Origin of the sequence: Streptosporangium sp. NPDC000563, assembly GCF_040299985.1 — a bacterium.
GTDB lineage: Bacteria > Actinomycetota > Actinomycetes > Streptosporangiales > Streptosporangiaceae > Streptosporangium.
Map to the genome: position 1 here is coordinate 1 of NZ_JBEPDA010000009.1, position 14,930 is coordinate 14,930.

12 protein-coding genes are annotated in these 14,930 nt (G+C 71.0%); 2 read left to right on the plus strand and 10 right to left on the minus strand.

Translation table 11 applies throughout. The annotated features are described in order from the left end of the window. Positions 1-200: 200 nt before the first annotated feature. Complete coding sequence (gene fxlM, locus ABT352_RS21345) at positions 201-1,373, minus strand: methyltransferase, FxLD system (RefSeq protein WP_350946622.1); 1,173 nt, start codon at positions 1,371-1,373, stop codon at positions 201-203. A 211-nt stretch (positions 1,374-1,584) separates the two neighbouring features. Here fxlM and ABT352_RS21350 point away from each other — a divergent pair, with 211 nt between their 5' ends. After that, the gene (locus tag ABT352_RS21350; RefSeq protein ID WP_350946623.1) at positions 1,585-2,040 is read left to right on the plus strand and encodes a hypothetical protein; all 456 of its coding nucleotides are present in this window, start codon (positions 1,585-1,587) and stop codon (positions 2,038-2,040) included. A 154-nt stretch (positions 2,041-2,194) separates the two neighbouring features. Here the strand turns inward: ABT352_RS21350 and ABT352_RS21355 are convergent, their stop codons facing one another. From ABT352_RS21355 to ABT352_RS21395, 9 genes are all read right to left on the minus strand, one after another. Then, on the minus strand, positions 2,195-2,641 hold the full coding sequence (locus ABT352_RS21355; RefSeq protein WP_350946624.1) for a VOC family protein: 447 nt from the start codon (positions 2,639-2,641) through the stop codon (positions 2,195-2,197). After that, positions 2,632-3,624 (minus strand): NAD-dependent epimerase/dehydratase family protein, encoded by a 993-nt coding sequence (locus ABT352_RS21360; protein WP_350946625.1) that lies wholly within the window; start codon positions 3,622-3,624, stop codon positions 2,632-2,634. The genes ABT352_RS21355 and ABT352_RS21360 overlap by 10 nt, the downstream gene beginning before the upstream one ends. 67 nt (positions 3,625-3,691) lie before the next feature. Then, complete coding sequence (locus tag ABT352_RS21365; protein WP_350946626.1) at positions 3,692-5,941, minus strand: SulP family inorganic anion transporter; 2,250 nt, start codon at positions 5,939-5,941, stop codon at positions 3,692-3,694. Between the two features lie 72 nt (positions 5,942-6,013). After that, positions 6,014-7,639 (minus strand): hypothetical protein, encoded by a 1,626-nt coding sequence (locus ABT352_RS21370; RefSeq protein WP_350946627.1) that lies wholly within the window; start codon positions 7,637-7,639, stop codon positions 6,014-6,016. 183 nt (positions 7,640-7,822) lie between these two features. Further along, positions 7,823-8,377: a YbhB/YbcL family Raf kinase inhibitor-like protein gene (locus tag ABT352_RS21375; RefSeq protein WP_350946628.1), complete on the minus strand. Its 555-nt coding sequence runs from the start codon at positions 8,375-8,377 to the stop codon at positions 7,823-7,825. Between the two features lie 231 nt (positions 8,378-8,608). After that, positions 8,609-8,842: a hypothetical protein gene (locus ABT352_RS21380; RefSeq protein WP_350946629.1), complete on the minus strand. Its 234-nt coding sequence runs from the start codon at positions 8,840-8,842 to the stop codon at positions 8,609-8,611. Between the two features lies 1 nt (position 8,843). Continuing rightward, entirely contained in the window at positions 8,844-12,098 is a 3,255-nt protein-coding gene (locus ABT352_RS21385) for a DEAD/DEAH box helicase (RefSeq protein ID WP_350946630.1), read from the minus strand. 85 nt (positions 12,099-12,183) lie between these two features. Continuing rightward, positions 12,184-12,993: an ABC transporter permease gene (locus ABT352_RS21390; RefSeq protein WP_350946631.1), complete on the minus strand. Its 810-nt coding sequence runs from the start codon at positions 12,991-12,993 to the stop codon at positions 12,184-12,186. After that, the gene (locus ABT352_RS21395; protein WP_350946632.1) at positions 12,990-13,976 is read right to left on the minus strand and encodes an ATP-binding cassette domain-containing protein; all 987 of its coding nucleotides are present in this window, start codon (positions 13,974-13,976) and stop codon (positions 12,990-12,992) included. Before ABT352_RS21395 ends, ABT352_RS21390 begins: the two co-directional genes overlap by 4 nt. Positions 13,977-14,154: 178 nt before the next feature. On the opposite strand from ABT352_RS21395, the gene ABT352_RS21400 reads away from it, so the two are divergent. After that, the gene (locus ABT352_RS21400) at positions 14,155-14,754 is read left to right on the plus strand and encodes a PH domain-containing protein (RefSeq protein WP_350946633.1); all 600 of its coding nucleotides are present in this window, start codon (positions 14,155-14,157) and stop codon (positions 14,752-14,754) included. The last annotated feature ends 176 nt before the right edge of the window (positions 14,755-14,930 follow it).

The following is a 14,930-nucleotide window of genomic DNA, read 5'->3' on the forward strand; positions in this document are numbered from 1 at the left end:
TGTTCTGGGACGACATGGTCGCGGCGTAGCGCGCCGCGCCCGGAAAGCAGGCGGGGGGGGCGGGGGGCCGCGGCCCCGGGGCCGCCCCCGGGGCGGTTTCACCGGGTGCGCCCCGGGGGCCCGGGTCGGCCCCCCAGGGCTCGGTGGTCAGGTCTCCGCGCGGTCGCGGGCCGCCGGCCGGGGTCCGCGGGAGGCGAAGGTCAGGAGTCCTGCCACGACAGGGCGAGGGTGGTGTGGCGCTTGCGCAGAACCAGTACGCCGGGCGGAGGGGCGCCCCGGTAGGCGTCGATGTGGAGCCCTGTCGTCATGGGCCGGTCCGCCATGTCCCACGCCTGGATGTGGGCGACCATCTCACGCGCCAGCCGCACCCTGTCGGGCCCGTGACCGCGCGCGATCAGGGTTCCGTCCGGTGACGGCTCCAGCAGACAGAGATTGTCGCCCTCGACGATGCCGACGGCCATCCTGAACCCCGTCGTGTCGAGCGGGGGCGAGGCCAGCCACCCGGGCCGAGCCTCCGAGATCGTGCACCAGCGGGGCTCGTGCACCGCGAGCCACAGACTCAACCCGTCGAGGAGCTGGGGGAGGCTGACGCTGATCTCGGTGGACAGCTCGACCACCGGCCCGTCGAGCGCCCCCAGCACGTCACCGATCTCGCCCGCCTCGGGCAGTGAGATCATCAGGTCGGACTCCCGGTCCAATACCAGGGTCGTCTCGGGGCCCGCGAAGGGGCCGCGCATCCGCATGAACCCGCAGGGCAGCACCGAGCGGCTCGTCCAGCGTCCGTTGTCTCGTTCCATCGCCACCGAGCGTTGCACCCCGCGCAGGTCCAGCGGAACGACGAGGCGTCCGCCGGGCGCGAGCTGCTCCAGCCAGGCCGGGGCGAGGTCCCACACGCCCACGGTGGCGATCACCCGGTCGTAGGGCGCCCCCGGTGCGAACCCCTCGGATCCGTCGCCGCACACGAGTCTCACCTCGGGGTGTCCCGCGGCCGACAGGTGCTCCCCGGCGAGCGCCACCAGGTCGGGGTCGATGTCGACGCTCACCACCTCTCCCTCGGGCCCCACCAGGTGGGCGAGCAGGGCGGCGTTGTATCCCGTCCCGGTCCCGATCTCCAGCACCCGCTGTCCCGGCTCCACCCCGAGTTGGTCCAGCATCAGAGCCATGATCGCCGGCTGGGAGGAGGAGCTGATCGGAAGGCCGTCCGCGTCGCGCTTGGTCACGATCGCGTCGTCCTGGTAGACGGCCTGAGCGGGAAGCTCGGGCAGGAAAACGTGTCGTGGCACCGCCAGAAACGCGTCGGCCACGGCCTGGCTGATCCCGCGGGCACGTACTTGCGAGACCATTTCCTCCCGTAACGCGTGCCACCCAGTCATCGTTGACCTCCGTGCCGTATGCGTATGTGGCGGCCTGAGCCGTATGCCCCGTCAGGTGAAAAGCGTCCGTTTGTTAGATGTCGTATGAGAAAACGAAGCCTGAGGGCCGTGACGGTACCTCGCATAGGGGAGCCACGCAACGTCCACGCGGGCGGGAAATTCTGTTGCCCGACCGGCTGGGAATGTCGTGAAACGGCTTTAACATCTCAGCATGAACAGTGATTTCGACTTCCTGCACGGCACCTGGGACATAGACAACCGCAGGCTCCTCAAGCCGCTGAGCGGGGACGACGAGTGGGAGGAGTTCCCCAGCGTCGCCGTCTGCCACGGCTTTTTCGACGGCGCGGGCGTTTTCGACGAGATCACCTTCCCCACGAAGGGCTTCAAAGGGGCGTCGATACGAACCTTTGACGTCGAACGCGAACTTTGGGCGATTTACTGGGTCAACAGCGAGACCGGCGTCCTGCACAATCCCGTCTTCGGCCGGTTCACCGACGGGAAGGGCGTGTTCTCCGGCGACGAAACCTACGAGGGCACACCCGTCCGGATGCGATACACCTGGTCGGAGATCACGCCGACCTCGGCCCTGTGGGAGCAGGCGTTCTCCGCGGACGGAGAGAAGACCTGGGAGACCAACTGGACGATGAGGCACACCCGCCGCGCATGACACGGCACGGGTGAAGGGGTGGTGGAGGGCGGAATCGGCCGCCCTCCACCTGTGGCCCTGGAAACGTGGACCGCCGTCCGGCATTCGGGGGACGGAGCCGGACAGCCATGAATCTATGCGTCCACCAGCATGATGTATGCGTAGAAATGCACGCTTATTGCAGGCAGAACTCGTTGCCCTCCGGATCGGTCATGACGCTCCAGTATTCGCCGTTCTCCTCCGCCGTGCGGACCTCGACGGCGCCCAGAGCGACGAGCCGTCCCGCCTCCGTCTTCACACGCTCGCGGCGCTCCTCCAGCGACGTGCCGGGTGAGCCCCCCACGTTGACGTCCAGATGGACGCGGTTCTTGGCGGTCTTCCCCTCGGGCACGCGCTGGAAGTAGAAGCGAGGCCGTCCCTCGGCCGGGTCCACGATGGCCGACCAGTTGGAGCGCCGCTCCTCGGGGATGCCCTCGGCCTCCTCCCACGCCTCCCAGCTGCCGAACCCCTCGGGGGGCGGCTGAAGACGGTAACCGAGGGCCTCGGCCCAGAAGGCGGCGAGCGACGGCGGGTCGTTGGCGTCGAAAGTGATCTGGATCTCCATGGGGATCCCTATGCCCATTCGGCGAGAATCCTGGCCTCCTTCTCGGGATCGATGCCGTGGTTGCGGAACGAGCGCTCCGCGGGAGGGACGTCGCGGAGCCACGCCCAGGTGTCGCGGACGGTCTCGGCGACGGGGCGGCAGGTCAACCCGGCCGCGATGGCCTTCGCCGACGACGGCAGCCAGACCGCGGCGAAGTCGGCCCCGGCCGGCACCCAGACCGGGAACTCGCTCCACGGCGCCACCTCGCGGTCGAGCAGGAACCGGTCGTCGACCCAGACGAACTCGGCGTCCGAGCCGGTCGCCGCCCGGCACTCGGCCAGCCAGCCGCCGTAGGTGATGTTGCCCCGCACCCCGGAGGCGAGGAAGCGGTCGGCCTTGCCGGCCTCGGTGCGGTCGAGGACGAACGCGGCGAGGTCACGGACGTCGATGAGCTGCATCGCGCGGTCCGGGTCGCCGGGCGCGAGCACCCGCCCGCCCCGGGAGATCCGGTCCAGCCACCAGGGCAGGCGGCCCACGTCCTCGTACGGGCCGAGGATGAGACCCGGCTGGACGATGAGCGCCTCGCCCTCGAAACCCTCCTCCACCGCCCGCTCGCACCCCGCCTTGAGCGTGCCGTAGTCGCCGTCCTGCGGGCCGGCGTCCGGGGCGCACTCGTATCGGGGCGAGCTCTCGTCGCACTCCCGCACCGGGAAGTCGGCGATCGCCGAGATGCTGGAGATGTACGTGTAGACGCCCGCGTGGCCGTTGAGCCTGCGCACCGACTCACCGACCACCCTCGGGACCCTGCCCATGACGTCGACGACGGCGTCCCACTCCCGGTCCTCCACCAGGCGGTCCAGGTCTTCCGGCACCTCGCGGTCGCCCCTCACCGCCTCCACGCCCGGCAGGTCCACCCCGCTGCGCCCCCGGTTGAACGTCGTGACCTCGTGCCCGCGCCGCAGCGCCTCTTGAGTGATGGCCCGGCCGAGGAAGACCGAGCCACCGATGATCAGGATTCTCATGCGCCCCATCCTGGGCGCCCGGCAGGTGCGCGGCTACCGGCGTTCACCCCCGGCGCAAGCCGTCCGCTCAGAGCAGACGGCTCGCGATCGGGGGGTGCTCCAGCAGGTGCACCCGGGCGGTGCCGATGTCGAAGTACAGGCCGACCAGCTCCAGGTGCCCGGCGCGGAACAGCCGGTCCACCTGCGGGTAGGTCCGCAGGTTCTCCAACTGCTGGATCACGTTGACCCGGCAGAGACGGTCCAGCGGTCCGTCGTCCTCACCGGCGCTCTCACCCGCGATGAACCGCGCCAGCGTGTGGTTGCCGTGGCGCAGCCAGCGGCCGAGCGCGGGCAGATCCGCCGCCTTCTCGCCGCCGCTGAGCAGTGTGGCCATCGCCCCGCAGCCCGAGTGCCCGCAGACCGTGATGGTGCGGACGTTGAGCGCGTTCGTCGCGTACTCGATCGTCGCCGCCACCGAGTCGTCCGCCGGTACCGACCCCAGCCTAGGCACCAGGTTGCCGATGTTGCGGACGGTGAACAGGTCGCCGGGGCCGCTGGCGGTGATCAGGTTCGGCACGATGCGGGAGTCGGCGCAGGTGATGAAGAGATGCGAGGGCTCCTGCCCGCGGGCCATGTCGTGCAGAAGAGGGCGGACCAGCGGTGCCGTACGCCGGTGGAACTCCCGCGCCCCGGCGAGCAGATTGGGCACGGCGGGACTGCCGTCGCGGGGTGCGTGCCGGGCGGCGATCGGCGGCCTGCGGCCCGCCCTCTGCCCGTTGCGCCGGTGCGACCAGGGCAACCACCACCGGTCGGGGGCACGAGGCGGGGTCTTGGCCGGGAACACCCTGGCCCCGCTGGCCGCCATGGCGTACCACTCGTCATGGATCTCGTCGATCTCCACGGTCCCGCCGCCGCGCTCGTGCTCGTTCCGCCAGTTGTGGATGGACTCGAAGGCCGCGTTGTCCATGAAGTCGATGTTCAGATCGAGGTCGACCGCGGTCCCCGCGGGGATGGCACGCAACTCCGAGGTGAGCGTGGGCACCCCCAGGAAGGTGAGAGAACCGCCGATCACCACGTGCCAGCGGCCGTCCGGCTCGGCCGTCGCCCGCACGGTCACCCGGGTGAGGCGGCGCAACGCGAACAGCGCGGCGAGACCGAAACCGACCAGCACGCCCTCGGCGAGGCCGAGCAACACCACCCCGGCCATCGTGACGACGTACACCGGAACCTCGCTGTGGCCGCGCAGGTTGCGCAGATGCCCCATGTTGACCATCTGCACACCGATGAAGACCAGCAGCGCGGCCAGCGCCTCCTTCGGGATCAGTGCGATCATCCACCCCAGCCCGACCGCGAACAACAGGATCCAGATCCCGTGCATGATCGTGGACCAGCGGCTTCGGGCACCGGCATGGACGTTGGTGGTGCTGCGGACGATGCCCCCGGCCACGGGCAGCCCGCCCAGCGCGCCGGTCAGGATGTTGGCCACGCCCTGGCCGGTGAGCTCCCTGTCGAGGTCGGAGCGTCTGCCGTCGTGCAGCTTGTCGACCGCCACCGAGCAGAGCAGCGACTCCACCCCGGCCAGCAGCGCCACGAGCAGCACCGCCCCGATGATCCCGTGCCAGTCGCCCTTGGGCCAGACGGGTCCGGCCCAGGCGTCCAGGCCGGCCGACAGGTCGATCCTGGTGACCTCCCAGCCGAGCGCCCAGGCGGTCACCGAGGAGGCGAACAGGGCCGCCAGCGGCGCGGGGATGGTCCGCAACTGCTGCGGCAGGCGCGTCCAGGCGATCAGGACCGCGATGGTGAGCAGGCCGACGAAGACGGCGTGCGTGTGGTTGTGGATGATCTGCTGGGGCAGTTCGATCAGGTTCTCGATCGCGGAGCGCTGTGGGCTCCCGCCCAGCACCACGTGCAACTGGGCGAGGGCGATCACCACCCCCACCCCCGCCAGCATGCCGTGGACCACGGCGGGGGAGACCGCGAGCGCGGAACGGGCGACCCGGCAGAGACCCAGCAGTAGTTGCAGGACGCCCGCGAGTAAAGTGATCATGCAGGTGGCCCGCCAGCCGTACGTCACCACAAGATCGGCGACTACCAGGGAGAGCCCCGCCGCGGGTCCGCTCACCTGCACGACGGAGCCGCCCAGGAAACCCGCCACCACGCCGCCCACCACGCCGCCGACGAGGCCCGCCGCCAGTGGCGCCCCCGAGGCGACCGCGAGGCCCAGCGAGAGAGGCAGGGCCACCAGGAAGACCACCAGGGAGGCGGGCAGATCATGCCTCAGTACAGCGCCGAGGCCACTCTTCGTCAGAACACCGTCGCTCTTCGTGTCCGTCTCCATGGGGCAGACCTTACGGTGCTGCCCCTCGACACCTGGGCGTTTACCCGAGGCCTTTACGGAGGACGGAAAGAATCAGCGGTAATAGTCGGGGAAGTCGGGCTCCTGGACCCTGTGGTGGTTGCCGCGCGAGTTCGCCCGGCCTCGTGCGTCGGTGCCGGTGGCCCCCGAGGTCGCGGCCTCGGGGGCCGGTGCCGTGCCGTAGAGCTCGCCGTAGCTCGGCCAGCTCGTCGCGTCGCTCCCGTTGGGGGTGCCGGGCTCGGGCCACGCGGCCGGGCTGGCCGGGGTGGCGGGCCGGGGCTCGTAGCCGTATCCGCCCGCCCCGCCCCGCGCGTCGGCCGGACGCTCAGGGGTGGGGGAGAAGGTCTTGGAAGGACCGGTGGAGGTGGAGACCGCCGGGCTCGGGCCGGTGACCGCGTCGTCCTCGAAGGTGGCCCAGCCCGAGCTGACCTCGTACGAGCCCGCGGGCGGAGCGCCGTACACCGGTGTCTGGTACGAGGAGTAGGACGGGGCGGGGTCGTCGAGGATGTCGGCGGTGTTGGCCGCCGGCCAGCCCCCCGACGAGGGGTTGGTGGCCTGCGCCCACGCGTTGTCCGTCACGTTGTCGGCGGGCTTGGGCGGCTGCGGCGGGTTGCGGTAGGAGACGGCGAGCGGGTCGGTCGCGGCGGGGAAGCCGCCGCTGGTCGTGGGGCCCATCGGGGGCATCGGGGGAGGCGTCGGGACGCCGCCACCGGCTGGACGGCCACCGGCGGGACCGGGGCGGGCGCCGGAGGTGCCGTTCGCCGGGGAAGCCGGGGAACCGGCGCCGCCGGGCCGGGAGGCCGCGTTCGCCGTGGAACCCGCGCCACGGCGGGAGTAGGGGCCGCCGAGAGGGTCGTTCAGCGGGTCGGGCCGGGACGGGCCACCGGCCGGGGTGGACCGGGATGCGCCGCCGCCCGGGGTGGGCCGGGGCGAGCCGCCGCCCGGGGTGGACTGGGCCGTCGGCTGGGAGGCCGCCCTGCTGCCGCCGCGACGGGAACCGGACCGGGAGGAGCGGGACTCGCCGAAGGCGCCGGGGGTGGGGGCCGCGAAGGTCACGGTCTTCTGCTCGGCGAGCGAGGCGGCCGTCGGAGCCGGGTTCGGCTGGACCGGGGCGACCAGGTCGGAGAGACCGGAGGGCAGGGAGGAGGAGGCGATGGCCGGCTCGGGGGTGGGCCTGGCCGGTGCGGCCGGGGGCCGCTGCGGGGTGTTGCGGGACGGCTGGGGCCTGGTCGGCAGCGGAGCCTGCACGGTCACCGCGTCGGCATCGACCTTCTGGTCTTCCTGCTCGACGGGACGGCTCGCGCCCATCCGGGCCGCCAGGGATCCTCCGAAACCACCCTCGTCGGCCTGGAGCCGCGTCCAGTAGTCGTCGTCATAGTCGTCCACCTGGCCGAACTCGTTCATCCCTCGCTTGCCCCGAGAGCTCGGCGGCCGCGGCTGGCGCGGCGGCTTCGGCTCGTCGAACGGGGTCAGATCGGGGGTGAAGTGGTTCATCTTCGGTTCTCTGGTGGCGAAGTCGTCGCTGGACATGGTCTGGGTCAGCGCCTCCTTCTCCGCCATCTCCCGCAGACGCTCCGGGGGAAGGGCGCTCTCTCTGCGGTTCATCGACCGCATTCCCAGTGCCACGACGACGAGCACGAGGAGCACGACGGCGACCAGGCTTACTACGACCGCGATCATTGCACCACCCTCAAGGCCATGGCCTTACAGCGGCGCCGGTGAGGTCGCGCGGCCATCGACGCGACCTTCCCCCATGCATCACCTGCGCTTGGACATTGGATCTGATTGTGTCGGACCACTATGAGCGTTGTCACACCCTAAGTGAAGAATTGGTAACCATTACTACCTCCGGTGTTTGGCCGGTCACTCGATGTGCGCCGCGGTGAGCCGTCCCCAGGCGATCGTCTTGTCCGCGATGCTCTTCAAGGTCTCCTCGAGGAGGGCTCCCTTACGAAGCTCGACCTTGCTGGTGAGCGCGTAGACAGTGAAACGATAGTTCTCCTGGGCGTCGCACGGAGGGCTATAGCCCACCTTGCCGTTCGTCGTGCTCCCTTCGACGGCGCCCACCGGAACGCTACCCTCTGGTAACTCGTTGGTGCGCGGATCGATGTCGAAAACGACCCAGTTCACCTCGCCACCCGTCCGGGAGTTGCTGTCCACCACGATCGCGACGGACTTCGTGCCCTCCGGCACACGCGACCAGCGCAGTGGAGGGTTGCCGACCGAACCCTTGCACGAGTAGTCGGACGGCAGGGGGCCACCGTCTCTGACCTGAGGACTGGAGACGCTGATCGGCTCCAGTTGCAACCGTTCGGCGGAGGCCATGCCGCAGCCCGAGGACATGACGACGAGCGCCGTGGCCACCGCCACTCTCGGGGTGTGCCACGGGCGGCGCGTAGACGTTTTCGGCTGCCCCATGCCCGATGATGCTACGCGTGTCTGGAAGATGCGCAGACCGGATCGCGAGGTTCGGCGGCGGGAAAAAAGCCGGAAATCAGGGTAAATCGAGGGATGGAAGGGGTTGGAGTGACTTCCAAAACGAGTTTCATCGGACCGCTCGAGGGCCACGGCGACTCGTCGGTGTCCCACCGGTGGCCCACCGGCGCCTACCGGTGGCCCATCGCTGATCCGAGGTGAGCCCTGAGGGTCTCAGTCGCCGCCCAGCTCTCGGTAGGGCTTCCTGAGCAGGTCGACCAACGGGATGTGCCGCACCTTGACCGCGGGTGGTTCAAGGGCCCGCAGCAGCAGGTCGGCGGGGGCTCCGGTGCTGTCGGGCCGGGGACGCAGGCGGTGCAGGGAGACGGCGGGGGAGTAGAAGTCCCCGATCCGCTCCTCGAAGGTCCGCTCGCCGAACGGCCTGTCGCCGGATCCGGAGTCGTCCACGTCAGCTCACCGCCCCGGGACCGAGCAGGAACAACTCGCGCAGCTGGTCGGTGGACAGGTCGGTGATCCAGTCCTCGCCGGTGCCGACCACGCTCTGGGCGAGGGCCTTCTTGCGTTCGATCATCTCGTCGATCCGTTCTTCCAGGGTGCCGAGGCAGATGAACTTTCTGACCTGGACGTTTCTGGTCTGGCCGATCCGGAAGGCCCGGTCGGTGGCCTGGTCTTCGACGGCGGGGTTCCACCAGCGGTCGACGTGGACGACGTGGGTGGCGGCGGTGAGGTTCAGGCCGGTGCCGGCGGCCTTGAGCGAGAGCAGGAACAGCATCGGCTCGTCGTCGTTCTGGAAGCGCTCGACGAGCGCCTCGCGCCTGTTCTTGGGCAGTGCGCCGTGCAGCCACAGCACCGGCCGGTCCAGGTGGGCGGCGAGATAGGGCTGCAGCATGGCGCCGAACGCGGCGTACTGGGTGAAGACCAGGGCCTTGTCGCCCTCTTGGACGATCTCCTCGGCGAGCTCCTCCAGCCGGGCGAGCTTGCCCGACCGGCCCGCCAGCCGTGAGCCGTCCTTGAGCAGCTGGGCGGGATGGTTGCAGACCTGTTTGAGCTTCGTCATGGTCGCGAGCACGTTGCCCCGCCGCTCGATGCCCCTGGAGGCGTCGATCCTGTCCAGCATCTCGCCGGTCACCGCCCTGTACAGCTCGGCCTGCTCGGGGGTGAGCGTGCACCAGACCTTCATCTCCTGCTTGTCCGGCAGGTCGGAGATGATCGACCGGTCGGTCTTGAGACGCCGCAGCACGAACGGGCCCGTGGCCCGCTTCAGCGCCGCGGTGGCGTCGGGGTCACGCCGCGTCTCGATCGGCTCCTGGTAACGGGTCCTGAAGCGCCTGGCCGGGCCGAGCAGGCCCGGGTTGCAGAATTCCATGATCGACCAGAGCTCCGCCAGATGGTTCTCCACCGGCGTGCCGGTCAGCGCGAGCCGGGTGCGGGCCGGGATGGAACGCACCGCCCTGGACTGCCGCGCCGAGCTGTTCTTGATCGCCTGCGCCTCGTCGCAGACCACCCGCTCCCAGCCCAGGCCCGCGAGCGCCCCCAGGTCCCGCAGCGCGGTGCCGTACGTGGTGACGACCAGGTCGGCCTCCCGCACGGCGGCGGCGAGCTCCTCGTCGCGCCTGCGCGCGCCGCCGTGGTGGACGTGGACACGCAGCGAGGGGGCGAATCTGGACGCCTCCTTCTGCCAGTTGCCGAGCAGCGACATCGGGCAGATCAGCAGCGTCGGGGCGGGCGCACCGCTCTCGCGCTCGGAGAGCAGGAGCGAGAGGGTGGAGACGGTCTTGCCGAGCCCCATGTCGTCGGCGAGGATTCCCCCCAGGCCGAGCCCGGAGAGGAAGCTCAGCCAGGACAGGCCGCGCTCCTGGTAGGGGCGGAGAGACCCGCGCAGCGCCCGTGGCGTGGGCACCGGGGTGAGGCGGCGGTCGGCCTCGCCGGAGAGAAGATCGCCCAGAAGGCCGTCGGCGTCGACCGCGATCAGCGGCAGCCTCTCGTCGCCGCCCTCCACGACCTCGCGGATCACCTCGCCGACGGTCCTCTCGCCGCCGCCACGCTCCCCGATCACCTTCAGAGCCGCCTTGACCTGCTGGTCGTCCAGCTCCACCCAGCGGTCCTCGACCCGCACCAGGGGGATGCGGAGCCCGGCCAGCTCGGCCAGCTCCTCCGCGCCGATCGTATGGTCGCCGACGGCGACGTCCAGCCGGACGCTCACCCGCCCGCCGAGCCCGGCCCCCTCGCCCTCGCCGCCGGTGAGCGCGCGGGTGGTCAGCTTCAGGCCCAGCCCCTGGCGCCCGGCCCAGGAGGGCAGCCGTACGCCGTATCCCGCGGCCCTGAGCATGGGCGCGCCGTTGCGGAGGAACGAGAACGCCCACGCCGTCTCGACCGTGAGGGTGACCGGCTCGGGTGCGCGCAGCGCGATGTGGAGGTCGGGATGGAGACGCACGGCCCGGCCGAGATCGGCCCGGATCAGCTCCTCGGGCCGCTCGGGCAGCCACGGCGCCCGCTCGCCGGCGCGGATCCGCTCGACCGGCAGGTAGGCGTCCGGGTCGCCCGCCGGTGCGAGGCCGAACTCGACCCTCCAGGAGTCGCCGTCGCCGGCGGGCTCGATCAGCCGGAAACAGACCCTGACCGGCCCGCCCAGCTCGTGTGCCGCGTCGAACCAGCCGGTCAGGGCCTTGCCGAGCGCGGCCACCTCGTCCGGCCTCGCACCGGGGAGTGAGGCGTCCTCGGCGGTCAGCGCGTACAGCCAGCGATCGGCCAGGGCGGTCTTGGGGCCGGGACGGTTGCCGAGGATGAGCCGGCCGGGCAGCGACAGCCGCGCCGCGCCGTCGACCAGGGCGTCCAGTGCCTCGGCCAGCACCTCCCCCGGAGGTCTCTCGTGGGCCACGGCCCTGCACACCGGTGGCATCGCGCCGGCGAGGCCGGGCAGCGCGGCCAGGTCGGCGCCGGTCAGCACCGGGCGCCAGCGGGCCGCGTGGACGTCCCCCTCGAAGGCGAGCTGAGGCAGAATCCGGCCGCGCCTGACCAGGCCGCGAGCGTGCTCGGCGACCACGGCGAGGTAGCGCAGGGAGAGGGCGGGCTCCCACACGGGCTCCCACGTGGGGTCCTCCGCGCCGCGTCCGCTCCCGGAGACGAGATCGGAAGGGGTGGGGCCCGGATCCGGCAGCGAGCCGAGCAGACGGAGCGCGTCGGCCGGATGGAAGAGCAGGGCGGGCACCCGCCAGGCGGAGATCCTGGGTCTCCGCGCCCGGCTCGCGAGGCCGGACTCGGGAGAGGGCAGAGGACCCGAGGCCGAACCGGGAAGCAGGACGACGAGCTCCCCTTCGACGGCCGTGGTGTTGGTCAGGACCGTGACGGTCCCGGTGCCCGTGACGCCTGGGAGGTGTGCGGCGGCGGGGACGCCCGCGACGGCGGGGATGCCCGAGATGCCCGGGACGGCCCCCTGAGGCGCCGTCCCGCCCCCGCGGGCCCCGTCGGCACCTCGGGGAAGGGGGGCGTCCGAAACCTTGCTCAGAGTGGCATTTGGCGCCTCTCCGTAATGATCACCTGGAATTCCGCCGATTCCGCTCAGGGCCGCGGCCAGCGCGGCCGTGGACGCCGCGAAGGGATGCGGGCGAAGAGCGGCGCGGGAAACGGACGTCGAGGTCTGGGCGCTGTCCTCCGCCCAGACACCCACGAGCCCGTTCACCCACACGCCATGGACCACGAGCACCTGACCACACCCCTGGTTCTGCTGATTCCGGTTCGTCACCATGTGGCGGACGCGAACACCCCCGCGAGCCCGGCCTGCCGACAGATTAGACGTGGCTGCGGAACGCGCGGATCGCCAGAGGCGCGAAGACCAGGGCGAAACCCGCGGCCCAGAGCAGCGAGAAGAGGGTGGCCTGGCCGATGTCGCCGCCGATGAGAAGACCGCGGATGGCGTCCGCCAGGTGCGTGACGGGATTGATGTCCGACCAGGTCTTCAGCCAGGACGGGAAGGTGGCGGAGGGCACCAGCGCGCTGCTGGTGAAGGTGAGCGGCATCATCGTGGAGAAGGCGATCATCTGCACCTTCTCGGGACTGGAGGCCTTCAGGCCGATCAGCACCGACATCCAGGACATGGCCAGGGCGACCACGACCAGCAGGGCGAGGGCACCCAGCAGGCCGAAGACACTGGTGGTCACCCGGAAACCCAGCACCATGCCGAAACCGATCAGCAGGGCGAACGCCCACATCTGCTTGACGGTGTCGGCGATGATGCGCCCCGACAGCGGCGCGGTGCGGGCGATGGGCAGGCTGCGCAGCCGGTCGAAGACCCCCTTGGTGATGTCGGTGTTGAGGCCGATGGCGGTGGACAGGGTGTAGAACAGGGCGTTCTGCACGAGCAGGCCGGGCAGGGCGAACTGCAGGTAGTCGCCGGTGGACCCGGAGATGGCGCCGCCGAAGACGTAGGTGAACAGCAGCAGGAACATGATGGGCTGGATGCTCAGGTCCAGCAGCTCCCACGGGTTGTGCTTGATCTGGACCAGACTGCGCCAGGCGAGCGTCATGGTCTGCTGCAGCGTGGCCAGGGGCGTGACGCGCTTGGCGGCCACCTGCGGGATGGTCGTCGTCAGCGTGGTCATGCGAAGGCCTCTTCCTTGCGCGGGCTGTCCTCGCCGCCGGGGGCACCGTCCTCGTCCGGCAGGTGGCCGGTGAGGGACAGGAACACCTCGTCCAGGCTGGACTTGCGCAGCGCGAGCTCCGAGGCGGTGACGCCCCGGTCGTCGAGGAGGCGCACGATCGCGGGGACGACGGCGGGGTCGTGAACGGCGGCGGTGGCCTTGCCCCCGCCGAGGTCGGGCATCTCACCGAGCACGTCGGCCATGATCGTGCCGACGAGCTGGAGGTGCTCGGTGAGCATGGGGCGCACCTCCAGGACCTGGGCGCCGGTGGTCGCCTTGAGCTCGTCGGAGGTGCCGGAGGCGATGACCTTGCCGTGGTCGAAGACGACGATGTCGTCGGCGAGCTGGTCGGCCTCCTCCAAATACTGGGTGGTGAGCAACACGGTCACGCCGTCGGCCATCAGGCCGCGCACCACGTTCCACAGGTCGGTGCGGCTGCGCGGGTCGAGCCCGGTGGTGGGCTCGTCGAGGAAGAGCACCTGAGGACGGCCGACCAGGCTGGCGGCGAGGTCAAGGCGGCGGCGCATGCCGCCGGAGTAGGTCTTGGTGGCACGTCCTCCCGCGTCCGACAGGTCGAAACGCTTCAACAACTCGCCGGCGCGCGCCCGGGACTCGGCACGCGTCTGGCCCAGCAGGCGGCCGATCATCATCAGGTTCTCGACGCCGGTGAGCATCTCGTCGACGGCGGCGTACTGCCCCGTCAGGCCGATCAGCGAGCGCACCTGGTGGGCCTGGCGCGTCACGTCGTAGCCTCCGACGCTGGCGGTGCCCGCGTCGGGGCGCAGCAACGTCGCCAGGACGCGCACCGCGGTGGTCTTGCCGGCCCCGTTGGGGCCCAGCACGCCCAGCAGGCGCCCTTGCGGCACGACGAGATCCACCCCGTCGAGCGCGCGGGTCTTCCCGTAATGCTTCACCAGGCCCTCGGCCTGGATCGCGTAGGTCATCGTTCACGCCTTTCCGTAGTCACGGGTCTCCAGCATGCCCTGCGCCACCGACACTTCTTCGACCTCCGGCCGGGGCGAAGGGGGTGAATCGCCCCGCCTTCTGCACGGTGTCCGCGGGAGCCCCCTTCCGTGACACGACCGGAACGCCCCTCGGGACAGGAGCGTTTAGGCTGACAGCGTGAGCGACCGAGTCGATGAGCACAGCGCGGCCCTCGGGGGAAGCGAGAGGGCCGAGGCGGGCGATCCGCCGGGTGGGCGCCGCATGGGTGTTCCCCTGCGCGCCCCCGCCAACCCGGTCTCCCGCAAGGCCATCGTTCTGTGGCTGCTGGACGGGCTGTTCTGGTCCGTGCTTCTGGTCGTGGGCTCCTTCACCCTGGCCGGGTGGATCGCCGACGACCGGTGGCCCTGGCTACCCGGCTGGGTGCTCGAGAACATCGGGTGGCTGCCGTGGCTGATGGTGTTGCTGCTGATCCCCGGCACGCTCGTCGAGCCGTTCTGGCGGTACGCCGTGCACCGCTGGGAGCTCAGCGGGGACGTCGTCTACGCCCGTTCCGGGTGGCTCAGCAGGGAGTGGGTGTTCGTCCCCGTCAGCAGGATCCAGACGGTCGACAAGGCACAGGGCTGGTTCGAGCGCATGCTGGGGCTGGCCACGGTCGAGATCCGCACCGCCTCGCACGCGGGCTCGTCCACGATCAAGGGTCTTGAGTACGGGGTCGCCGCCGAGCTGGCCGAGGGCCTCGCCCGGCGCGCCGAGGAGCTCAGGGACGACGCGACGTGACCGGCTCCTTCCCCGATTCCCCCGATCGTCCACCGGCAGGGCGTACGCCCGGCGAGCGCCCACCGGCCGGATCCGGTCCGCGGACCGGGCCGGACGGTCCAGAGGCGGGCGCGTGGGTCGCGCCCGAAGGAGGCGGGCCGGACGCGCCGCATTCGCCGCCCGTCCGAACCGGTGCG